Raw genomic sequence first — 20,475 nt, 5'->3', positions numbered from 1 at the left:
CGATGTTCAACCTCAATCAAGGTCTCAGGATTCCGGCCTCCTCGGCCGCGCGAATGAAGGCGAGCTTGGCCTTGGCGCTGTCGACCTTTCCGTCCATGGCGCCGAGACAGGCGCGCCGAGCAGCGGAAAAGGACTTGCCACCTTTTGTTGGCCAAGAGGTCATCAGGCAAGCCATGGCATCGCGCGTGCTACCGACGCTTCGGAAATGATCGGAGTTGTCTATCATCAACTCTATTGGCTTGTCCCAAAGATCATCGCTCATGTTGTCACCTCCAACGTGCTCACCGCAGGAGAAATTCGCAGCCGACGTGCTCGTTCCAGTGATCGGACTAAGGTCGGGGGTGTACCTGCGACTAAAGGCCCACGTGCAGGCACCATAAACTCATGTGCGCTTTTCCGCACAGAGAGAGGCCGCAATTGCAGCCTCTCCACTTACGCGAGACTATCAGGCAGAGACACGCCCGCCGCCGGTCGGGGTCTTGATCATCCACGGCTGGATCGCGGGCTGCTTCATCAAGATTCCCTTTTTATTTCCGAACGCTCGGATGGCGTCGCGAGCTACCTCAAGCGGCTTATGTCCGTCGTGGGCCATATAGCAGGTCTTAAGGGCTGCCTCATGGGCGAGGTCCCGGTCGCGCTCGGGCCAATCTTCAAGGAAGTCAATCGCGTCTGCCAGGGAGACTATCTCCCGAACCAGTCCGTCCCGCTCCTTCAGATAGACGGGGCGAATGAAGTTTGCATTCATAGCTACCTCACTGAAAACGTTGGTGATCAACAAGGATGGCGCCGAATCTCGACGCCGGCGAAAAATGTATTTTTGCGGTTTTTCGGTTTCAATACGTGCCGCGTGAAATTTTTGCGGGAGGCTGGCCGATGACCTTCCTCGAAGCCTTCACCAAGTACGGCCCCGACGTCGAACGTATCGCCGAAGCCCTCGGCATCACCCCACCCGAAGCGGACCGCCTCATCAACGACCTCATGGATCGCCGGTACCAGAAGCGCGCCCAATATAGCCGGAGGCCGGCATGACAGAGCGCATGACCGCCCAGCAGTATCGGGATGATATCGCCAAGCCGAAGCGCGGCAATAAGTTCGGCGCCAAGAAGACAGTATTAGATGGCATTACCTTCGATAGCCAGTGCGAGGCGGAAGTTTATCGAGACCTGAAGCTGCTTGAGCAGGCCGGCCGCATCAGCGGGTTCGACCGCCAGCGTAAATTCGAACTGATCGTCAACGGCGAGATCATCGGTACCGCGAAGATCAACTTCGCATTCATAGACCACGACCAGGACGGAAAGCTTCGCGTCGTCGACGTGAAGGGCGTTGTTACCCGCGAATTCAAGCGGACGCAGAAGATCATCAAGGCTGCCTACAACATCGATGTCGAGGTGTGGAAATGACCGATTGGTTCCGCTCCTGGCATGGCGCTCCGACAGATCCGAAGTGGCTTGGCATTGCCAGGCGTGCTGGCGTTGCGCCTGGTATCGCTGTGGCAGTCGCGTGGGCGCTGATGGACCGAGCGTCACAGGCTGCGGATCGAGGCTCGATCCACGGCTATGACGCCGAGGGCTTAGCCTATTTCTACGGCTGCGAGCCGGAGAACGTAGAGGCGATCATTGCCGCCATGGTCGACAAGGGCATGATCACCGACGGCCGGTTCACCAGCTGGGAAAAGAGGCAGCCAAATCGCGAAGACGGTTCTGCCGAACGCGCCAAGGCATGGCGCGAACGCAGGCGAACGCAAGCGAACGCAGAAAAACGCCCAGATACAGAGACAGACACAGATCCTTCGGAAGACGCGAGCGCGCCCGAGGCTGAAATCCTGTTCGAAGAATTTTGGGAAGCCTACCCGAACAAGACCGGCAGGCCGTCGGCGGAGAAGGCTTTCTCCCAAGCCATCAAGCGCGCGAGCCTCGACGAGATCATGACCGGTGTCAGGGCCTACGCCCTCAAGACCGACGATCGACAGTGGTGCTCGCCGGTCCGCTGGCTATCCGATGACCGCTGGAAGGACCAGCCGGCCAAGCCTCCCGACAAGCAGCCTCCAAAGCCCAGTGGCCTATCCCACCTGCAGAAACCACAGACCCGAGAAGAATACCTCGCTCAGGAGCGAGCCAGATCCGAGAGGAGCTTCAAACGATGATCGTAGCAGCCAGAGAATTCACCAGCGCAGCCGAGATGCGCGCCCACTATGCGGCGGTGCATCAGCGCTGCTTCAATCCGGTAGTGCAGGTGAAGCCTGAGCCGGTCGTCATCGAGGCGGCGGCAAGGTTCGTATTCAGGCAAGCCCCGCTCTGGAAGGTGAAGGATATCCACTTCGACGCTCACATGGTCGAGTGGTGGGATCGAGCTGGAAACCAGCCCAAAACGTATCTGAAGGATCGGTGCCTGGAACTCGATGTGCAGTACCGCGGCATTATCGGCCGCAGCCAGTGCCACCCGATCGTGAAGGTGCGTCAGGAGCTCATGTGGGAGCTGCGGGACAAATTCGGTTTGAGCTTCCCGGCGATCGGCCGGCTGTTCGGTGGACGCGATCACACGACGGTTCTCTTTGCCGTCCGGAAGGTCGAAGCGATCAAGCGAGGTGAGGCATGAATCGATACAGCGCATATCCTCGGCGGGTTCCGGGCGGTTTCGGCTACTGGGCCATGATCAGGCTTTGCCGCGATAGCGAGCCGTCACCGGTCATGGACACTGGCGACAAGCCGAAGGTGTTCAGCAGCAAAGGCGAAGCTGCCGAGGAGTGCCTCAAGCACATGGTCGCCTTCATGAACGGCCGCGAGATCCGCGGCGAGACATTCGACGTCATCGTGAAACCATCGGTGGCGGCGCGGGCGAGGGCAGAGAAGCTCTTCATCGGTGGCGGCCGAACAGTCGAAATCGAACGGGTATAGGCGAGGGAAACGGAAATGGCGGAACCGAAAAAAGCGCGCAAACGGCCGGCGCGGACATTCAAAGGCCTGACCGTCGCGAACGTCGACGAATTTAGCGGCCTCGGCAGCCAGCATGCGAAGGTGAAGGTCGTCGAGATTGATAACCCGCATTACAGCAAGGTCCACGCCGGGGCCTCTGGCAATCCCAAGACCATCACGGCAGCAATGAACCTGCGCGAGAGCCCGATCGCCATGATGGCGGCCAAGGGTCATCTCGAAGCCCACCAGGTCGAAGCCGCTATCAAGTTCCGCCGCTTGTGGGAATCGCTCGGTGGATCTGGTGCGGGGTCGTTTGATTATTCCCGTGAGCCTGTCGACGGCGGTGGAGCGAGGGAGCCCATCACCGATCGCCAGATTGACGCTGGGTTCAAGCTTCAGGAGTGCCGGGAGCTGCTCGGCCGCCGGCATTACGATGTCGTCAGCCGCGTTGCAGGCGAGGGGTGCACGATCGCCGAGCTCGGGGCGTCGAAGCGCGCTCGGCACACACTCGCCGACTACCTGAAGGATGCCCTAGAGGATTTGGCTGTGCATTGGGGCTTCCAGAAGCGAAAAACACCACAGAATTCACCATCGGTAGTGTTGCCAAGGTAAACCTTGCAGGGTATTTAGTGATTAGTGTGGTGATTTGCGCAAAGCGGTCGCCGAATCAGCCGCCTCTCGGGCGGCTTTTTGATTCTGGGTCAGTCTCCCTTCAGGTGATACGAAGAGATCATCGGGACATCGTCGCTAGCAGGGGAGATCTTCGATTTCGCATATGCCAATGCTCTGAAGCGGACGATCCGTGTCGCATTGCGCCACATCGCTTCGGCTGTTCCGCTGATACGGTAAGTTCCGCAGTTTTCGCAGGCGTATTCGCTATAATCTCCGCCGGTCCTCGCCGCCGTTCTTACGCCGGGCCGGCCGCAAACCGGGCACGAATCGTGAAGTGCAACAGTTTGAAGCGCGCGTGACGCGACATCGATCACCTCTTCTGGAATGTACATGCCCTTGAGATTATTCTGGGCTGCCTCAAGAACCGCCCATTTCGCGGCGTTCACATGAATGTTGCGGACGTTCGATTGGCCGGACTCCAGATCCTGGAGCGTACGGAATGGAACGCCCATCAGCTCCGCGAAGGCCGCCTGTGTCAGCGCAACCGAACTGCGCAGGCTCTTGATCTTGTTCAAGGTCATTGAAGATGCTCCGGACTGTTGCTACATTTCTGGGAACCGGAGAGGTTGCAGCCCCTCCGGCCCCCAGTTACCGGCCGATGGAGATCGTTACTCTCCACTTGCCGAACCGGACTTGAAGGGTGAGCTTGACGCTCATGGTGGCCTCCAGTCCTCCCGAAGCGGGATTGCTTCGGTAAGACCGTTATGCACGAAAACCGTGCTTTGCGCAACCCAAAAAGCACGAAAACCGTGTAAAATATTAAAGCCGCCTGGAGTGATCCGGGCGGCTTGTAGATTCCGGAGATCGGGCTTCCGGTTCAGGGCTTCTTCTGCTTGCTGGACTCCACGGGCTTGGCTCCCAGAGTAGCCGGTGCTGCAGCTGGGGCGGCCTTGTCCTTCTTCGGCTTGCGGACCTCTTTGTTGCTTTTAGCTTGACCCTTAGCCATCGATTCCTCCTGGTTGAGATAACGGCGCATTACCGAGCAGCGCGTGAGAGAATGCAAGCTGTATCTTGCCCCTCGCGGTACGTGCCCTCGGAGTGCCATCCGTACAGAGCCCGCCCCGGTCGCCGAGGCGGGTTTTTCTTTGGAGAGCGATATGAGACGAACCGTGATTGCTGTCCTGTTCGGCATAGCCGTCGCCTGCATGGCCGCCGCTTTCCTAACGGCGTGCCGGTCCTATCAGCCTCCGGGTGAGGGGATATGGCGGGCGCTTTAGGAGAGTTCGTCAGCGCGCCACAGGGTGGCGATGATGTACGGGTTCTCTCCCGCCATGTAGATGAGGCGATCGCCTTTGCCTTCATCGCGATCGGCCTTGAAGAGAGACGGTGACTCAGCGATTTCCCGCTCCGACAAGTGCCTCTTGGCCATTCTCTCGATCTTCGCAATGATCTGGGCTTCAGTCGCGTTCGATAACGGGATGAACTCTTCAGAAATCATCTCGGCACCATCCATTTCGACGATGCGCCATATCTGCTCTTTGAAGCCCTCAACTATCTTCTTCACTTTTCCTCCAATTGGTGATGCATGCCAGTCCTAAAGAATCCACGGCATGAGAAATTTGCTCAGGCTCTCTTCAAAGGCAAGACAGCAGATGACGCATATGCGGAGGCCGGCTTCAAACCTGACCGGGGAAATGCATCTCGCCTACAGCATAAAGACAACATCGTACAACGCGTTGCCGAGCTTCTTGAGTGGGAGCAGACGGTGGAGCGGAAGGCCACCGAAAAGGCGATCGACAAGCTCGCCATCACGAAAGAGCGAGTCCTGGCTGAACTGGCGAAGATCGGTTTCTCCGACATTCGCAAGGCCATCAAGTGGCAAGGCACGCTGGTCACTGAAGAGGACAACCCCGAAGGCGGCGATGTCCTCGTGGTGAAGACCGTCGTCACCAATAACGTCCAGCTCATTTCCAGCGACGAGATCGACGACGACACGGCAGGCGCGATTGCAGAGATCAGCCAGAACTCGACAGGCGGCATCAAGCTCAAGCTCCATGACAAGAAGGGCGCGCTCGTCGACATCGGCAAGCATCTGGGCATGTTCGTCGAGCGTCACGAGCACACTGGTAAAGACGGCGCGCCGATACAGACCGAGACGAGAACATGGCGGGAAGTGCTGCGCAGCGAAAAGAGCTAGACGCGACCACCCATCTCACCAACCCGGCCCTTCACGATTTTTGGGAGCAGGTTTTCCTCGGGCAGGCCGACATTGCAGTTCTCCACGGTGGACGTTCAAGCTCAAAGACGAGAGACACGGCCTGCCAGCTCGTGCGCCTGGTCGATCATGTCGGCGTCAGGATGCGCGTTCTCTGCATCCGTCGCTTCCAGAACCGTATTCAGGATTCGGTCTATACCGAACTGAAGTGGGCGATCGCTCATCTCGGGCTTGAAGCCGCATACGACGTCCAGAAGACGACAATCATCCACCGCCGGACCGGCGCGGAGTTTATCTTCTACGGCATCGAGCGAAACCTTGAGGACATCAAGGGCACGTCCGACGTCGATATCCTCTGGGTGGAAGAGGCGGAGAAGCTGACAGAGGATCAATGGACCGTCATCGGCCCGACGATCCGCAAGGAAGACAGCCTGGCGATCCTGCTGTTCAACCCGAAGCTCGTCACCGACTACGTCTGGAAACACTTCGTCGTCAATGTTCCTCCGCACTGCATCGTGCGGAAGATCAACTATACGGAAAACCCGTTCCTCTCCGCAAAGGCATTGCGCGACATCGCAGCAATGCAGGAACGAAACCCGGAGCTGTTCGAGCACATCTACGGCGGGGTGCCTCTCGGCGACGGCGAACTGTCGATCTTCAAGCGCAAATGGCTTGAGGCCTGCGTCGATGCCCATAAGGTTCTCAAGCTATCGCTGACAGGCCGGAATATCATCGGTTTCGACCCGGCGGACGACGGCGAGGACAAGAGTGCGACGGCCGACAAGATCGGCGGCATCTTCATAGATGCCGAGGACTGGTCATCTGGCAAGGACGAGCTCGTCCAGAATGCCAAGCGCGTTTGGGCCAGGACAAAGCACGCTGATGCCACGGTCTCCTACGACACCATTGGCGTCGGTGCATTCGTGGGCGGCTACATCGACGAGCAGAACCAGGTCAACGGGGCGAAGGTAAAGCATTACGCATTTCACGCCGGCGGCGCTGTGATGGACGGCGACAAGCCGAGCGACCCTTTCAACAAAAACAGTCCTTTGAACAAGGATGAGTATCTGAACCTTAAGGCGCAGGCGTGGGCCAACACGGCCCGCCGCGCCATGCTCACGTTCAACGCGGTGACGCGAGGCCAGCCGATCAAGCCCGAGGATGTTTTGTCGTTCTCATCGCATATCGACGCCAAGAAGCTCGATGCGCTGTTCACTGAGCTTTGTGTTCCGTGGTGGGTAGAGACCGAAGGCAAGAAGCGAGTAGTTCCGAAGGCCAAGCTCAAGAAGGATTTGGGCGTCAAGTCGCACAATCTCGCTGATGCAGTGATCGCCGCCGACAACGTCCATATCACCGGCTCAACCTTCACGCTCGACAACATCTGAGGAACAAGTATGTCCAACGTCATCGCCTTCGTGCGCGACAGCTTGACCAGCCTTGTTTCGAGAATGGGGACCGACCGAGATAAGGCGGCGACCACCTTCTATACGCATACGATCCTGTCGGACGAGCAGCTGATCGCGTCCTATAGCTCGTCTTGGCTGCCGCGGAAGATCGTCGATATCCCAGCGCTCGATGCGTGCCGTAAGTGGCGAGACTGGCAGGCGAAGAAGCCGCAGATCGAAGCCATCGAGGACGAAGAGAACCGTCTGAACGTCAAGGGCAAGATCCTTGAAGCCGCAAAGAAGGGCAGGCTGTTTGGCGGCGCCGCGGTGTACATCGGCACCGGCGATGCCAATCCAGCGGAGCCGCTTGACGTTGAAGCCACGAAAAAGGGTGGCATCCGCTACCTGAATGTCATGACGCGACGCCAGTTAACGAGTGGCGAGATCGATCGCAACCCGGAATCGGAATGGTACGGGAAGCCGAGGGAATACCGGCTTTCCGGCGTCAACGGCGTGGAGATTACGATCCACCCGTCACGGCTGGTGCTCTTCACCGGCGCAATGCCGGCCGATGACGAGCTCAGCATCAACCCATGGCAGGGCTGGGGGGACAGTGTTCTCCAATCGACACTGAACGCGGTGAAGAATGCCGATGCGACGGCAGGCAATATCGCCTCGCTCATCTTCGAAGCGAAGATCGACATCATCCGCATACCGGATTTCATGGCGAGCCTGGGTAACGAGGCGTACCGACAGAAGCTGCTGGAGCGCTACACTCTCGCGAACACAGCCAAGGGCATCAATGGCACGCTGCTCCTCGACAAGGACGAGGAATACGAGAGCAAGAGTGCGAACCTTGCCGGTCTCACCGACATCCTCATGGCGTTCCTGCAGATCGTTTCGGGTGCTGCCGATATACCTGTGACGCGTCTTCTCGGCCAGTCTCCGGCCGGCATGAATGCGACGGGCACGTCGGACATGAAGAACTACCACGACCGCATCCAATCGATGCAGGAGCTGGAACTTTCGCCGGCAATGCGTCGCCTGGATGAGTGCATCGAGCGCTCGGCCGGAGTGGTCGACAAAGATGTCTATTACCGCTGGGCTCCTCTGGAGCAGATGAGCGAGAAGGAACGTGCAGACATCTTCAAAACAACTGCCGACGCTGCCCGAGCGCTCGTTGGTACAGGGACGGGGCAGGAGATCGTGCCGCGTGATGCAGTATCAGATGCCTTGGTCAATCGTCTCGTCGAGGATGGTGTCCTGCCTGGTCTGGACGCTGCGATCGAGGAATACGGTAAGCTCAGCGAGCAGGAGCCCTCGGAAGAGGAGCTTGCCGCAGCCGTGGCCGCAAACCAGAACGCGCCGCAGCCCGCGCAAAAGCAGGCAGCGAACGACGCAACGCCGCGCACGCTCTATGTCTCTCGCAAGGTGGTCAACGCGGCTGAGATTATCGCGTGGGCAAGAGAGCAGGGGTTCAAGAATGCGCTGCCGGCCGACGATCTTCACGTCACCATCACCTATAGCCGCACGCCGGTTGACTGGATGGATATGGGCAGCGCCTGGGACGAAGAACTGACTATTCCCCACGGCGGTGCACGGCTGATGGAGAAGTTTAATGAGGCGCGCGTGCTGTTGTTCGCCTCAAACATGCTGCGGTGGCGTCACGATGAGATGGCCGAGCGCGGCGCTACCTGGGATCATCCCTTGTATCAGCCGCACATCACGATCTCTTACGACCCGGATTCGCCGGACCTCACCAATGTTGAGCCCTACCAGGGTGAGATCGTGCTAGGGCCGGAGATTTTTGCCGAGGTCAATGAAGATTGGAATGGAACAGTCGAAGAAGTAACCGCTTCGTAGGCTACATACCAGCGAACTCATTCGGGTCGACTTCCCAAGCTATGCCTTTGTGTGTTTCGCCGCTAGAATCGACGCAAACGGGCACGAGCTTCTGCTTCGTCTTTCTCCCGCTGGATATCAACGCCTCGCCAATTCCCGAGTAGGAATAGGTGCGATAGGCGCTCTCTCCATCAGTTAGTCGGATTGGGAGTGTTGTGTCGGGGAAGCCCTGAAAGCCATTGTCGAAATTTGCCAGTGTCGAACCGTTCGACAGTTCGATGTAGAGGCTACTGACCGTCACGTCCCGATGGCCGACGTTGGTCGCTTCTAACTTAGCGTAGGTTGGCCCGAGCGACTGGCCGTATACAGGCGTCACCGTCGACATTGTAACCCTAATTCTCCGGCGGTCTTTCTGCTTGGCTTCCCAGTAGTTGAAGATCGACAGCCCGGCACCAAAAACTGCAACGGCTAAGGTTGCGACGTCTCTGACTATTTCAAACGTGGTCATTAATTCCCTCATTGGTTGCGCCCGGAAGAGCGCCATAACATGAAATTCACCGACACTGCACCGATCGCGGTCACGCGACGAGAGGATGACTGATGCTCATCAAGACCGTCACCACGATTGCCACCACAGACAGCACGGGCAAGCCGGTTGATGCAATCCCTGTGCGTAATGCAAGTGCGGGTGAAACCGACGCTGCTGGGCGCCCTGTCGATATTATCCCGGTAACTGAAGATCCGAACGGCATCCCGGTTCGTGTGGTCACGGGGAAGGCAGCGCAGAACAGTGCGGGGCAGTGGATAGACAGCCTCCCAATACAAGGCGGCGTGGTACCGCTGCCGGCTCTGCCGCTCGCAGCCGGCGCCAAGGTCATGGGCCTCGGTCACAGCTTCATCGGCCTCGGCGCGGCGCAGACCTATACTGCCGGCCAGACGGCGACAAACGGCCATACCGGCTTCTACGAGAATGGCCGCACCGTCCTCTCATGGATCAAGGCAGCCGACGGCCGCTTCAACCTCGATATGTTCGCAGAGCTCGCTCACCCCTTCTTCGCGCCGAGTTCCTTTGCCGCCTTCTCGGGCGCCATGGGCGGAAAATCGGGCGATTGCCTCTTCCCCGTTCCYGGCCTCGAAGCACAGTTTCCCGGCACGCTGGCSCGCACCGCCTACGCTCTCGGCCAGAAGCCCGACATCGTCTATGTCGACATCGGCTATAACGATATCGTCCGAAACCGGACGCTTGCGCAGATCGTTGCGGACCTCGACACCCAGGTGCAGCGCATCGTCGATGCCGGCATTTACGTGATCCTGCAGACGCTGAGCTGGACCAGCACGCTCGACGATCAGCCCGGTACCGACGATCCCGCCTGGCCCGGCATTCTCGACGGCATCAACGCGTGGATCGTAGCGCAGTCGGGCCGAGAAGGCGTCATGCTCTGCAACACGCTTGYGCTCGACGGCCCGGCYTCGGGCATCTCGCCGGCCATGTTCGTCGACGGSCTTCACCCCAAGCCCGACCTGATGGCAAAACGATCGGACATYCTCCTGCCGAYCCTKCAGGGCATGGTCTCGGCCGGCGAAACGCGCTCGCTCGACCCGCTCGCCGCCTATAACATCTTCCCGCCGAAGGGCACGCCCGGCACCACAGGCGCCAAGACCAACGTCACCGGCGATGTCGCCACCGGCATGCGCCTGGTGCGCGGCACCGGCACCTCGACCTATGTCGGCAGCAAGGAAGTGGTGGCGACAGGAAACGAGAAGCAGGTCATTACGATCACGCCTGTCAATGACGCGGCTGCCGTTCATACCGTGACCTATGGCCTTCCTGCCAATCTCAGCCTKGCCACGCTCGGYCTCGTCGCCGGAGATTGGCTGGAGATCCAGATCCCGGTCGAKCTCAACGACTGGGCCGGCTGGGACTACCTCGACAGCTCCATCCGCGGCCCGGTCCAGATCGGCAACACGGTGACCGTCACCGGCGGTGGCTGGACGACGGGCAACTACATCGGCGGGCGTGGACGTTCCCTCATCTGCGGCTCGAAACTCTGGCTGCCGACGGGGCTGACGATGACGAACATCAGGCTCGATAACCTGCTGATCTTGCGACATCTCTGCACAACGGGAGGGACTGGTGTAGCCAAGATCGGGGCGCCGATCATCCGCAAGATCGCGAGCCCGCGAACGGCTTGGCAGCTGGCGGCATAGCGAGGAAAAGAAAACCCGCCGGGGTCGACGGCGGGTTTTCAGAAGAAGGATGCGCCGGTCAGGGCTAAGACATCCCTCTGCGTGCTGAGTTCGCGTCATCAGCGGGACAGAAACTAGGAGACAGAACGCGCTCTTCAATCGGACTAAAGCAAAGATTTTTTGTTAGTCCTTCATCAGAGAAATAAGGGCTCGCACTGCTCTGATGAAGGTAACAACGGCCCCTAGCAGGCCAACGGCTAGCAGCGCTATTCCCAACTTGTCCAGGGTGAACCCATCGGCGATGTCCCCGCGCGTCGGCTCGACAAGAATGAGCACAAGCCCAGCAGCGACACATAGGAGCGTGAAGAAGGTTACAAGCTGAACGCTGAGCCGCATGTGCATCTCCGTAGCTTACTCAAAGCCGCGCCTTCTAGTAAACCAGACGTCCGAAAGTCAACCATTTCCGGGGGTTGACTATGGAACCACTGCTCCGCGACCACGTTCATTTCACCAACTGGCGGGACGAACGAACATGACCACCTTCTACTTCGCTGTGAATGATTTGGACGAGAAGGTAGACGTCGACCTGCCTTTCGACTTCAATGACCTTTCCGCGGCGATAGATTATGCGCGTGAAATATTATCTGACATGGCCCTTGATGGCATCCCCGCCGCTTCAGGGGCGCGAAAATCTGTCATAGTCCTTGGTCCCGACAAAGTTCCCATTGCCGCTGTTAGTCTTCGCTTGTCGGTGGACTATGTCGGGAGCGCAAGAGGGAAAGCCGACGCTAACGAATGATGCGAGAGCTGACACCTAACGGAAATGGCACGGGCAGCCGCTTGGCGCTTCATTTCTCACGAGGCTAAATGTAAACCTCCATCGCCGTCGAAACATCCCGGCGGAGGAAAAAAAGCCCGCCGAAGCGGGCTAGTTAGGGACTGGAAACAGGGACGCTCGAACGCTGGTCTGGAGTCCACGAACGTCCCGCATACCCTACTTCCGACGAAGCAAAAGGTTCCCTCGGCCGTGAATTGGGCCGGATATGGGTTCCCTGCCTGAAATCTGAACGCCCACCCAGCCGGCTCTAGACAGAGCAGGGAGCGAAGCCATGAACTTTACCGATGCTGTCACCATCGCGGGAACGCGACGGACCGACGACGGCTACCTTGTCGCCGAAGCGAAGGCGGTTCGGACCGGCATCCAGCTCTATACGGGCGATGAGGTCGGCAAGCCGGAGATGTCCGTCGTGCGTGTCTATCGCCCGCCGGAATCAGTCTTCGCCGATGCCAGCCTGCAGAGCTTCACCCATGCGCCGGTGACGATGGATCACCCGAAGGACGCGGTTACCGCTGAGAACTGGAAGGATCTTGCCGTCGGCGAGGTCAGCACGGCCGCCAAGCGCGACGGTGAATGGGTCTATCTCCCGCTCATCCTCAAGGACGCAGCAGCAATCAAGGGCGTTGAGGGCGGCAAGCGCGAACTCTCCGCCGGCTATGTCTGCGAACTCGTCTGGGGCGACGGCATCACGCCGGATGGCCTGCAGTTCGATGCCCAGCAGACCAACATCAAGATCAACCACCTGGCCGTCGTCGATCGCGCCCGGGCTGGTTCAAAGGCTCGCATCGGTGACGGTGCGAATTGGGGCATCAGCCCCGTCACCCCTGATCACAACCCGACAAAGGAAACGATCATGACCCTGAAGACGGTTACCGTCGATGGCATCCCGGTTGAAGTAACCGATCAGGGTGCCACGGTTATCGCAACGCTGCAGCAGCGGCTTGCGGATGCCCACTCCAAGATGGGCACGGCAGACGCCGCGCACCTCTCCGCAATCGCTGCAAAACACAGCGAGCTCGCCAAGAAGGATGCCGAAATCGACAGCCTGAAGGCCAAGGTGCTTTCCGACGCCGATCTCGACAAGCGCGTTCAGCAGCGTGGCGATCTCATCGCAGCCGCTGCAGTCATCGCCAAGGACGTCAAGACCACTGGCCTGTCTGACGCCGCAATCCGCAAGGCTGTCGTTGCCGCCAAGCTAGGCGATGCAGCCGTGGCCGACAAGGCAGACGCCTATATCGACGCTCGCTTCGACATTCTTGTCGAGGACGCGAAGAAGGCGGCCGGCGCTGACCCTTTCGCTCGGGTTGTCGCCGACGGTCTCCGCCCCACCGCAGACGCTCATACCGGAGCCGACAAGGCTTGGTCGGACGGCGTCAACGACCTCAACGCCTGGCGCAACAAGTAAGGAGGGCTGATCGATGCCTATCACCTATAGCAACATCCTTGCCGCATACGCGGTCGGCCGCCGCGTCAACATGGAAGAGTGGAATGCGATCACTCGCACCCTCGAAGGCGCGACTCCTGTTGGCTTCGGCGTTCCGGTTATTGCCGGCACCGGCGCACACACCTGCGCCCCGCTCTCGGCGACCGGCCAGAACGTTCTCGGCATCACGGAAGCCGATCCGACGCTTCCTCGCCCCGGCGATGCCTATGCCCAGTATGACAACGTTCCGATCTGCGAAAGCGGCGTGATCGGTGTCCTGCTCGGCGCCAACGTCACGAAGGGCGCGCAGGCGCGCTTCGACATCACCAACAAGAACTGGACCGGTGCAGCCGCATCGGGAACGGTCCTCACAATCCCCGGCGCTCAGTTCGATGAAGCCGGTTCCTCGGGCGCGGTCGGGAAGATCCGTTACCGTCGTCCTGTTCCGTCTGTCTCGGCATAAGGAGCCACATCAATGTATGGACTTGGACACAATGGCGGCCCTGTGATGATGGCGGACGCCACGCAGGCGCTCGCCTTCGTCACCGCGCAAGCCTACCGCATCAATCAGACCGTCTACGAGACGCGCTATCCCGACTGGGATTTCGGCCGGCTGATCTACGTCGAAACCGAAGGCGATCCGTGGGCGCCCGGCATCCTGACCTATCTCTCCGATATGTCGGGTGCGGCCAACTGGCAGTCCGGCGCGGCGAAGGATATCCCGCTCGCTGACGTGAACCAGGATTTCCAGCTCAAGAACTTCCACCTGGCGGCCATCGGCTACCAGTTCAACATCTCGGAAGTCAACGCGGCGATCCAGATCCCCGGGGGCAATCTGCCGAACCGTCGCGCGAAGGCTGCTCGGCTGGCATACACGAAGTTCATGTATGACCTGACGCTCTTCGGCAGCGCCGAGAAGGGTCTCGGTGGCGTCACGAACTATCCGGGTGTTGCGGCTGCTGCGGTGCCAGCCGATGGAACTGGCTCCTCGACGTTCTGGGTTAACGCCGCCGGCGTCGGCCTCAAGACGCCCGCGCAGATCGTGCGTGATGTCAACATCGGCCTGCAGGGCATCAACCTTGCCACCAATAAGGTTGAACTGGCAGATACGCTTCTCCTGCCGGATGAAGCCCTGAACTACATTGCCGCCACGCCATACAGCGCGACGACGATGGAAACGATCCTGTCGTTCCTGCTCCGCACCAACCTGTACACGCTCACGACCGGCCGACCCCTCACGGTCCGCTCTGTTCGTGAACTGGGTACGGCGGCAACCACGGCCGGTGTCACCGGCAAGGGACGCATGGTCGTCTACAAGAACGACGAGAACTATGTGAAGCTTCACCTTCCAATGCCTCACCGGTTCCTGCCGGTCTACCAGGACGGCCCGCTGAACTGGCAGGTTCCCGGCATCTTCCGCACCGGCGGTGTTGAGATGCTCACCACCGCGGCCATCCGGTACCTCGACGGCATCAGCGAAACGCCGACCTGATAGGGGGCTTACATGGTCAAGGTGAAGAACCTGACGAACAGCCCCTATGATCTCCAAGGCAGGGACGGACCAGTCCGCATCCCTGCCTTCGGAGATGCCGAAGGCGAGTTCACAGACGATTACCTGCACATCCTGGAAGCTTCCGGATCTGTGGTGATCGTGACTGACGGTGGAGACGCAGGGCAGGCCGGTGAAAATAAGCCACCCGTCGAAGACCTAGCCAAGCTCCGCGCCGACTACCTCGACGTCATGGGCAAGAAGCCATTCAACGGCTGGTCTGCCGAGCAGCTTCGCGAAAAGATCGACGCGAAACTCGCTGAGTAATACAGGAGACCGACATGGCCGGATACGGTACCAACGCAGCTGCACAAGCCTACTGGGACGCAGCCGGCTATGTCGTTCCCGACGAGACGAACGATGCCCAGATAACCGCTGCACGTCAGCGCGGCTCTCTGGCCATCGATCGGTATGAAGCCCGTTTCAGTGGCACGCGCACCGGGGGCTTTGCACAAGAACGAGCATGGCCACGCACGGAAGCGTCAACCTACTACGGTGAAGCCATTCCATCTGACATGGTTCCGGTTGCGATCGAGAACGCATCATATGAGGCGGCTTGGCTGGAACTCGGCACTCCCGGCATCCTGTCGCCTGTCGTCACGGCAAATTCCACCGTGAAACGAGAGAAAGTCGGTCAGTTGGAAGTCGAGTATGCAGCTTCCTCGTCGACCAGCATGGAAGACATCATTGCCATGGCAACGCCGGTCGTCACTTTGATCGAGGGGCTGCTCTGGCCTTTCCTATGCCCGATCGTCCCGGGGATTCTGGTCGTATGAGCAACCCGCTCTACACCCGACTGCAGGCGACTGCGCAGCGCCTCATCACAAAATACGGGCAGGCCGGCACCATCCGCCGTATAACGCCGCCCGATCCGGTCACCGGTGGGGATGGAACGCCGACAGATTACCCCTGTCGCCTTTTCCCGGCCACCTATGACCGCCGCTACGTCGACGGCACGAACATCCTGGCATCGGACAAGCAGCTTTACATCGGCTCGATCGGGATTGGCGTCTCGCCAATGGTCGGTGATGTCGCGATAGGCGCTGACGGCAAGGAATATCACATCGTCGATGACGATCCGAACAACTACGACGGCATGACCAACGTCGTCTTCATCTGCCAAGGAAGGACAGCACCATGACGAACGTCTTGCTCACCAAGAAGTACAAAGGCCGGAACGCCGGTTCGATCCTCCAGGACCTCTCCGACGGCGAGGCAACCGCGCTCGAAACCATCGGCGTCGGGCAGAAGCTGATGGAAGTAGAGCAGCCGGCTCCGAAGAAGGCCGCAAAGGGCTCTGACGCCGAATAATGGCAACCCTTCGCCAGCAGCTGCTCGATCTCGTCGACAAACTCGCCCCGACGCTCGAAAAGGCATTTCTCGACGCGATCGACGACATCAAGAGCGAGATCATCCTCCGCGAGGTGGTAGCGAAGCTTGAGGCGAGGGATATCGAGGGCGCCATCCAGGCGCTGCATATCGATCCGGCCGCCTTCCGCCCGCTGTCTGAGGCGTTAAGGCAGGCATACGACGCCGGCGGCCTCCTGACCTCGCAGAACATGCCACGGCTTGCCGATGCATTCGGAAACCGCATCGTCTTCCGCTGGGACGTGAGCAATCAGGGGGCAGAGGCGAACATCCGCAATCTGTCCTCGACGATGATCACGAACATCAGCGGGCAGACAGTCGCAGCGGCTCGGCAGACTATCGTCGAAGCTTACTCGCAGGGCGGAGGGCCGAACAAGATCGCTCTCGACCTCGTCGGCCGGAAGTCCGCGACCACTGGTAAGCGGGAAGGCGGTATCATCGGCCTGAACGGTCCGCAAGCCGAGCTGATTGAGCGCACCCGCATCAATCTTCTGTCGGGCGATCCGGCGCTGATGCGGAAGTATCTGGCGCTCAAGACCCGCGACAAGCGGCTCGACAAAGCCGTCCAGCGCGCCATCGCCGCTGGCAAGCCGCTGGACAAGGAAACGCTCGGCAAGGTGCTGATGCGCCTGCGAGACCGGAACCTGCGCCTTCGTGGCGAGACGATCGCCAGAACCGAGACGACGACTTCGGTCATGTCCGCAAAGCATGAAGCCTTCAATCAGGCGCTTGCGAAGTCGGGCAGGGATGCGACGCTCGTCACCCGCAAGTGGCGATCGGCCGGTGATAGCCGGGTCCGACACACGCATCAGGTTCTGAACGCGCAAGAGGTAACGGGCATGGATCAGGCTTTTCAGTCTCCATCCGGTGCGCTCTTGCGCTTCCCAGGCGACACAGCGCTCGGCGCTGGACCGGACGAAATCATCGGCTGCCGCTGTGACGTTGAATACAATTTCGACTTCGCCGAAGCCTATGCCCGCTCGCGAGGCCGCTGATGTCGACTGAGGGACTGTCTTTCGCCGCTCAGGTATCGGAATGGGCGAAGGCAGAGCTTGAGCGCGAGGAAGCCATCTTTCACGAGGCAGCCCAAGCCGTCGCCAATGAGGTCCGGACGCCAGTGGCAGAAGGCGGACGGATGCCGCTCGAGACTGGCAACCTTCGCCGCTCGCTGATGGCTTCGACCGCAGACATGCCGACGATCCGCGAGGACAAGACAGAGTTTCAGGATAGCGGGATCGAACTCGTGATCGCAGGCTCACAGCTCGGTGACACGGTCTATCTCGGCTTTCAGGCCGCTTATGCTGCTCGCATGAACTATGGGTTCGTCGGCACGGACTCGCTCGGGCGCACCTATAACCAGACCGGCTTCGGATTCGTTGACGCTGTTGCGCAGAGATGGGCGCAGATCGTCACTCAGGCTGAGGCGAAGGTTCGGAACCGCTTTGATCAAGCTTGACGCCCTCTGTCAGCGCCAGGAACGCCGTCTGGATCATCGTCAGGTCACGGATCGCCATCGCGAGCACGTCTTGAGCATGCCTCGTCCGCACGGTGCGGTTCAGCAATAGCGACAGCGATTGGTGCAGCAGATCGTAAACTTCTTCATCGCTCAGCGGTTTTTCGGCCATGGGCCAGAGGTAGCAGATGGCCGATACGGTTGAAATGAAAATCTATCAGGCGCTGCTTTTGCGGTGCCAGGACTTCGTTCCACCCGCCGGCGTCACGATGATCCTGCCGGGGGTGACCTTCACTCCGACCGCATCGAGCAAGTTCATCAGCGTCGAGGTCCACTTCAACCGCTCGATCGAAACGGACCTGTCGCTTGCGATGGACCCGATCCGCCAGGGTTTCCTGCGCACCAACGTCATGTGGCCGAAGAATTCGGCGATCGTCGATGGCTACAACGTCGCCGGCCAGCTTCGAGCGCACCTTCGCCGTGGCACGAAACTCTTTCGCGTCGATACGCAGATCCGCATCGATGAGGATCCAGAGATCGGCGTCCTCGTAACCGGCGAGACGCACCACAACATACCCGTCACCACCCGGTGGCTCTGCTACCCGCAAGTTCCGGCCTGATTGGCCTGCCTCATTGCACCTTAGGCAAGTGCGCAATCAGACATGAAGGAAAACGATCATGCCGCAGCTTTACCCGGTTGCAGGTGCCAAGATCTATATCGGCCCTGCCGTCAACACGGTTCCCGATGATGCCGATATCGATGCCACCGACTTCGCTTCCGTCACCTGGACCGAGCTCAAGGGCTGGCAGACGATGGGCGCGATCGGCGATGCAGCAACGCTCATCTCCGAAGACGTCATTTCCTCGGGCCGCACGCTGAAGGCCAAGGGCACGCGCAACGCCGGTTCGATGCAGAACAACTTCATCATCATGCCGAACGATCCCGGCCAGATCGCTCTGATCGCCGCCGAGAACACGGATTTCAACTATCCGTTCAAGCTGGCATTCGACGATGCGCCGCCGGTCGTCACCGGCACTGCCACCATCACCATCGCCTCGCCGGGCGTGATTACATGGACGGGCCACGGCCGCCAGGTCAATGACCCGGTCAAGCTGTCGACCACTGGCGCGCTGCCGACTGGGCTGACTGCTGGCACGACCTACTATGTGAAGACGGTCACCGATGCCAACACGATCACTTTGTCCGCAACTCCCGGCGGCGCGGCGATCACCACCACCGGCACGCAGTCAGGCGTTCACACGATCGCCACCGTTCCGGCGGGCACCACCAAGTTCTTCTATGGCATCGTCATGACGGCGCAGGAGAACGGCGGCGGCGCGAACACTGCCCGCCTCCTGCAGGGGAACGTTGAAATCAATAGTCCCGTAATAACTGTCGCGCCTGTCGGTGGGGCTTAATCAAGCCACACCCAGGACCGGCCTAAGAAACCGCCGTCTTGCTGCATTCATGAATCGCGCATAGACGATAAGTAGCCATTTCGACCTTTCCCAGGTTGGGCTGGTTAGAGCCCGCCTGAGCGCTCCAACGCTCGGCGGGCTCGTCGTCTATAGCACCAAAACAGCTTGTTTTCACAGGAATAAGGTGACTATGACCGTTCAATCTGAAGATTTCGCCGATCTCTCCGGCCTCGAATCCTTGCTGCAATCCCAAGAGCAGGGGATCGAGATCGACATCCTCAATGAACAGGGCAAGCCAATCGGTCTCAAGATCGGCTTCGTAGGCCCTGACAGCGACCGCATGCAGAAGGCCATGCGCGACGTTGCAGCGGAGTTCGCAAAGAAGGCCGCTGAGCGCTCCAGCCTCGACCCCGCAGTCGATGCCCCAGACGACGCCGACGAACGGATGATCGCGATCCTCGCCAAGTCGACCACGCACTGGACGCCCAACCCGAAGATCGGCGGTCAAGTCATTCCCTTCTCGGAAGAAAATGTCCGCAACCTCTATGCCAAGTTCAGGATCATCCGTGACCAGGTCGAGGTGAGGGCGGTTCGCCGGAGCTCTTTTACCAAAAGCTGATCGCGAGGCTTTGTCGGCTCATCGTTGATCAGCAAGAGGGAAAGAAAATCGCGGTACCGGTGGCAGGCGAGCAGGTCTGGTACTGGTTCCGCGAACTCGACAGTCAGCGCACCGGGAATGGTTTCGGTGCGAATGCGATAGGGTTTCAGGCTATCGCCGAGTGGTCGCGGCTTCGTGGGGTGACACTTCGGCAATGGCAGCTTGACGCAATCATAGCCATGGATTTGAAGCGTCGGGAGCTGATGGCGCAGAAAGCGGTCGAGAAGGAAGAGCCGGAACAGCAGGTTTCCGAGCGGCCCCTTAGCAGCCGGCTCTTCGATGCGATCTTCCCGAATAAGCGGAAGTGATCATTTCTCGGTCCGCTTCTTTGTTGCGGCTTTGAATGCATCGACAACATCCGATTGCTTGACCAAGCCTTTCAGAAAGCAGTCGTCCACGACAGGGATGTCATCGGCGCTCATTTTGCCGGAACGGATCTGCGCCAACCTTTCGTGACAGTACGTCGAGTCCAGCTTGATCCTCGCGGCCTTGGCGGAGTGCTGCCTATCGCTTCTGCCCACCTTAGCGAAATACCCGATTCCGCCGATCACGACGATACAAGTCACAGCGATCAGCCACTTCATCCATCCATTCATGCACGTTTTCCCGATTTT

32 protein-coding genes are annotated in these 20,475 nt (G+C 59.6%); 24 read left to right on the top strand and 8 right to left on the bottom strand.

The features are described from left to right. Positions 1–16: 16 nt before the first annotated feature. Together AC1DF8_RS26505 and AC1DF8_RS26500 are read right to left on the bottom strand one after the other, a co-directional pair. On the bottom strand, positions 17–262 hold the full coding sequence (locus AC1DF8_RS26505; protein ID WP_478155649.1) for a DUF982 domain-containing protein: 246 nt from the start codon (positions 260–262) through the stop codon (positions 17–19). A gap of 183 nt (positions 263–445) precedes the next feature. Then, entirely contained in the window at positions 446–745 is a 300-nt protein-coding gene (locus AC1DF8_RS26500) for a DUF982 domain-containing protein (protein ID WP_478155702.1), read from the bottom strand. A 128-nt stretch (positions 746–873) separates the two neighbouring features. Between AC1DF8_RS26500 and AC1DF8_RS26495 the strand changes: the two genes are divergently transcribed. From AC1DF8_RS26495 to AC1DF8_RS26470, 6 genes are read left to right on the top strand one after another with little or no spacing between them, the layout of a single operon-like run. After that, positions 874–1,029 carry a helix-turn-helix domain-containing protein gene (locus AC1DF8_RS26495; RefSeq protein WP_478155648.1) on the top strand — a complete coding sequence of 52 codons (156 nt, stop codon included), beginning with the start codon at positions 874–876 and terminating at the stop codon, positions 1,027–1,029. Beyond that, positions 1,026–1,400 carry a DUF1064 domain-containing protein gene (locus AC1DF8_RS26490; RefSeq protein ID WP_478155647.1) on the top strand — a complete coding sequence of 125 codons (375 nt, stop codon included), beginning with the start codon at positions 1,026–1,028 and terminating at the stop codon, positions 1,398–1,400. Before AC1DF8_RS26495 ends, AC1DF8_RS26490 begins: the two co-directional genes overlap by 4 nt. Continuing rightward, positions 1,397–2,143 carry a YdaU family protein gene (locus AC1DF8_RS26485; protein WP_478155646.1) on the top strand — a complete coding sequence of 249 codons (747 nt, stop codon included), beginning with the start codon at positions 1,397–1,399 and terminating at the stop codon, positions 2,141–2,143. Before AC1DF8_RS26490 ends, AC1DF8_RS26485 begins: the two co-directional genes overlap by 4 nt. Further along, a complete protein-coding gene (locus AC1DF8_RS26480) occupies positions 2,140–2,595 on the top strand; it encodes a helix-turn-helix domain-containing protein (RefSeq protein ID WP_478155645.1) in 456 nt (151 codons plus the stop codon). Before AC1DF8_RS26485 ends, AC1DF8_RS26480 begins: the two co-directional genes overlap by 4 nt. Next, on the top strand, positions 2,592–2,894 hold the full coding sequence (locus tag AC1DF8_RS26475) for a hypothetical protein (RefSeq protein ID WP_478155644.1): 303 nt from the start codon (positions 2,592–2,594) through the stop codon (positions 2,892–2,894). The genes AC1DF8_RS26480 and AC1DF8_RS26475 overlap by 4 nt, the downstream gene beginning before the upstream one ends. A 15-nt stretch (positions 2,895–2,909) precedes the next feature. Beyond that, a complete protein-coding gene (locus tag AC1DF8_RS26470; RefSeq protein ID WP_478155643.1) occupies positions 2,910–3,524 on the top strand; it encodes a hypothetical protein in 615 nt (204 codons plus the stop codon). Positions 3,525–3,613: 89 nt separating this feature from the next. Here AC1DF8_RS26470 and AC1DF8_RS26465 read toward each other — a convergent pair whose 3' ends face one another. The 3 genes from AC1DF8_RS26465 to AC1DF8_RS26455 all read right to left on the bottom strand — a co-directional run bounded on the left by AC1DF8_RS26465 (position 3,614) and on the right by AC1DF8_RS26455 (position 5,088). Then, entirely contained in the window at positions 3,614–4,105 is a 492-nt protein-coding gene (locus AC1DF8_RS26465; RefSeq protein WP_478155642.1) for a helix-turn-helix domain-containing protein, read from the bottom strand. A gap of 296 nt (positions 4,106–4,401) precedes the next feature. Further along, on the bottom strand, positions 4,402–4,530 hold the full coding sequence (locus AC1DF8_RS26460) for a hypothetical protein (RefSeq protein ID WP_478155641.1): 129 nt from the start codon (positions 4,528–4,530) through the stop codon (positions 4,402–4,404). A 267-nt stretch (positions 4,531–4,797) separates the two neighbouring features. Then, complete coding sequence (locus AC1DF8_RS26455) at positions 4,798–5,088, bottom strand: hypothetical protein (RefSeq protein ID WP_478155640.1); 291 nt, start codon at positions 5,086–5,088, stop codon at positions 4,798–4,800. Positions 5,089–5,109: 21 nt separating this feature from the next. Between AC1DF8_RS26455 and AC1DF8_RS26450 the strand changes: the two genes are divergently transcribed. Genes AC1DF8_RS26450 through AC1DF8_RS26440 form a run of 3 tightly spaced genes read left to right on the top strand, consistent with a single transcriptional unit; the run spans position 5,110 to position 8,987 of the window. Continuing rightward, a complete protein-coding gene (locus AC1DF8_RS26450) occupies positions 5,110–5,721 on the top strand; it encodes a terminase small subunit (RefSeq protein WP_478155639.1) in 612 nt (203 codons plus the stop codon). Continuing rightward, positions 5,688–7,124, top strand: coding sequence for a PBSX family phage terminase large subunit (locus AC1DF8_RS26445; RefSeq protein ID WP_478155638.1), 1,437 nt, complete (start codon positions 5,688–5,690; stop codon positions 7,122–7,124). The genes AC1DF8_RS26450 and AC1DF8_RS26445 overlap by 34 nt, the downstream gene beginning before the upstream one ends. Positions 7,125–7,133: 9 nt before the next feature. Then, positions 7,134–8,987: an anti-CBASS protein Acb1 family protein gene (locus AC1DF8_RS26440; protein ID WP_478155637.1), complete on the top strand. Its 1,854-nt coding sequence runs from the start codon at positions 7,134–7,136 to the stop codon at positions 8,985–8,987. Between the two features lies 1 nt (position 8,988). Here the strand turns inward: AC1DF8_RS26440 and AC1DF8_RS26435 are convergent, their stop codons facing one another. Continuing rightward, positions 8,989–9,474 (bottom strand): hypothetical protein, encoded by a 486-nt coding sequence (locus AC1DF8_RS26435; protein ID WP_478155636.1) that lies wholly within the window; start codon positions 9,472–9,474, stop codon positions 8,989–8,991. 92 nt (positions 9,475–9,566) lie between these two features. On the opposite strand from AC1DF8_RS26435, the gene AC1DF8_RS26430 reads away from it, so the two are divergent. The 11 genes from AC1DF8_RS26430 (at position 9,567) to AC1DF8_RS26380 (ending at position 17,787) form a co-directional block, all read left to right on the top strand. Beyond that, complete coding sequence (locus tag AC1DF8_RS26430; RefSeq protein ID WP_478155635.1) at positions 9,567–11,174, top strand: SGNH/GDSL hydrolase family protein; 1,608 nt, start codon at positions 9,567–9,569, stop codon at positions 11,172–11,174. A 511-nt stretch (positions 11,175–11,685) separates the two neighbouring features. Further along, positions 11,686–11,952: a DUF6894 family protein gene (locus AC1DF8_RS26425; RefSeq protein WP_478155634.1), complete on the top strand. Its 267-nt coding sequence runs from the start codon at positions 11,686–11,688 to the stop codon at positions 11,950–11,952. A 310-nt stretch (positions 11,953–12,262) separates the two neighbouring features. Further along, positions 12,263–13,396, top strand: a complete 1,134-nt coding sequence (locus tag AC1DF8_RS26420; protein WP_478155633.1) for a DUF2213 domain-containing protein — start codon at positions 12,263–12,265, stop codon at positions 13,394–13,396. Positions 13,397–13,409: 13 nt separating this feature from the next. After that, complete coding sequence (locus AC1DF8_RS26415; protein WP_478155632.1) at positions 13,410–13,877, top strand: structural cement protein Gp24; 468 nt, start codon at positions 13,410–13,412, stop codon at positions 13,875–13,877. Positions 13,878–13,889: 12 nt separating this feature from the next. Continuing rightward, a complete protein-coding gene (locus tag AC1DF8_RS26410; RefSeq protein ID WP_478155631.1) occupies positions 13,890–14,906 on the top strand; it encodes a DUF2184 domain-containing protein in 1,017 nt (338 codons plus the stop codon). A gap of 12 nt (positions 14,907–14,918) precedes the next feature. After that, positions 14,919–15,230, top strand: coding sequence for a hypothetical protein (locus tag AC1DF8_RS26405; RefSeq protein ID WP_478155630.1), 312 nt, complete (start codon positions 14,919–14,921; stop codon positions 15,228–15,230). Between the two features lie 14 nt (positions 15,231–15,244). Then, on the top strand, positions 15,245–15,739 hold the full coding sequence (locus AC1DF8_RS26400) for a DnaT-like ssDNA-binding protein (RefSeq protein ID WP_478155629.1): 495 nt from the start codon (positions 15,245–15,247) through the stop codon (positions 15,737–15,739). Further along, the gene (locus AC1DF8_RS26395) at positions 15,736–16,104 is read left to right on the top strand and encodes a hypothetical protein (protein WP_478155628.1); all 369 of its coding nucleotides are present in this window, start codon (positions 15,736–15,738) and stop codon (positions 16,102–16,104) included. Before AC1DF8_RS26400 ends, AC1DF8_RS26395 begins: the two co-directional genes overlap by 4 nt. After that, the gene (locus AC1DF8_RS26390) at positions 16,101–16,274 is read left to right on the top strand and encodes a hypothetical protein (protein WP_478155627.1); all 174 of its coding nucleotides are present in this window, start codon (positions 16,101–16,103) and stop codon (positions 16,272–16,274) included. Before AC1DF8_RS26395 ends, AC1DF8_RS26390 begins: the two co-directional genes overlap by 4 nt. Beyond that, positions 16,274–17,326, top strand: a complete 1,053-nt coding sequence (locus tag AC1DF8_RS26385) for a phage minor head protein (RefSeq protein WP_478155626.1) — start codon at positions 16,274–16,276, stop codon at positions 17,324–17,326. The genes AC1DF8_RS26390 and AC1DF8_RS26385 overlap by 1 nt, the downstream gene beginning before the upstream one ends. Beyond that, the gene (locus tag AC1DF8_RS26380) at positions 17,326–17,787 is read left to right on the top strand and encodes a hypothetical protein (RefSeq protein ID WP_478155625.1); all 462 of its coding nucleotides are present in this window, start codon (positions 17,326–17,328) and stop codon (positions 17,785–17,787) included. The genes AC1DF8_RS26385 and AC1DF8_RS26380 overlap by 1 nt, the downstream gene beginning before the upstream one ends. On the opposite strand, the gene AC1DF8_RS26375 is transcribed toward AC1DF8_RS26380, so the two are convergent. After that, on the bottom strand, positions 17,741–17,956 hold the full coding sequence (locus AC1DF8_RS26375) for a hypothetical protein (protein WP_478155624.1): 216 nt from the start codon (positions 17,954–17,956) through the stop codon (positions 17,741–17,743). The two genes, AC1DF8_RS26380 and AC1DF8_RS26375, sit on opposite strands and share 47 nt — an antisense overlap. Before the next feature lie 16 nt (positions 17,957–17,972). Here AC1DF8_RS26375 and AC1DF8_RS26370 point away from each other — a divergent pair, with 16 nt between their 5' ends. The 4 genes from AC1DF8_RS26370 to AC1DF8_RS26355 all read left to right on the top strand — a co-directional run bounded on the left by AC1DF8_RS26370 (position 17,973) and on the right by AC1DF8_RS26355 (position 20,169). Then, positions 17,973–18,404, top strand: a complete 432-nt coding sequence (locus AC1DF8_RS26370) for a phage tail terminator-like protein (protein WP_478155623.1) — start codon at positions 17,973–17,975, stop codon at positions 18,402–18,404. 58 nt (positions 18,405–18,462) lie between these two features. After that, complete coding sequence (locus AC1DF8_RS26365) at positions 18,463–19,203, top strand: hypothetical protein (protein ID WP_478155622.1); 741 nt, start codon at positions 18,463–18,465, stop codon at positions 19,201–19,203. A 190-nt stretch (positions 19,204–19,393) separates the two neighbouring features. Beyond that, positions 19,394–19,822 (top strand): hypothetical protein, encoded by a 429-nt coding sequence (locus AC1DF8_RS26360; protein WP_478155621.1) that lies wholly within the window; start codon positions 19,394–19,396, stop codon positions 19,820–19,822. Between the two features lie 59 nt (positions 19,823–19,881). After that, positions 19,882–20,169 carry a phage tail assembly chaperone gene (locus tag AC1DF8_RS26355; RefSeq protein ID WP_478155620.1) on the top strand — a complete coding sequence of 96 codons (288 nt, stop codon included), beginning with the start codon at positions 19,882–19,884 and terminating at the stop codon, positions 20,167–20,169. Here AC1DF8_RS26355 and AC1DF8_RS26350 read toward each other — a convergent pair whose 3' ends face one another. Continuing rightward, positions 20,170–20,457, bottom strand: coding sequence for a hypothetical protein (locus tag AC1DF8_RS26350; protein ID WP_478155619.1), 288 nt, complete (start codon positions 20,455–20,457; stop codon positions 20,170–20,172). Positions 20,458–20,475 lie beyond the last annotated feature (18 nt).

Source organism: Rhizobium sp. 05N49 (assembly GCF_056396805.1).
Note: the sequence above shows the minus strand (reverse complement) of the source record. Positions and strands in the feature narration are given on the sequence as shown.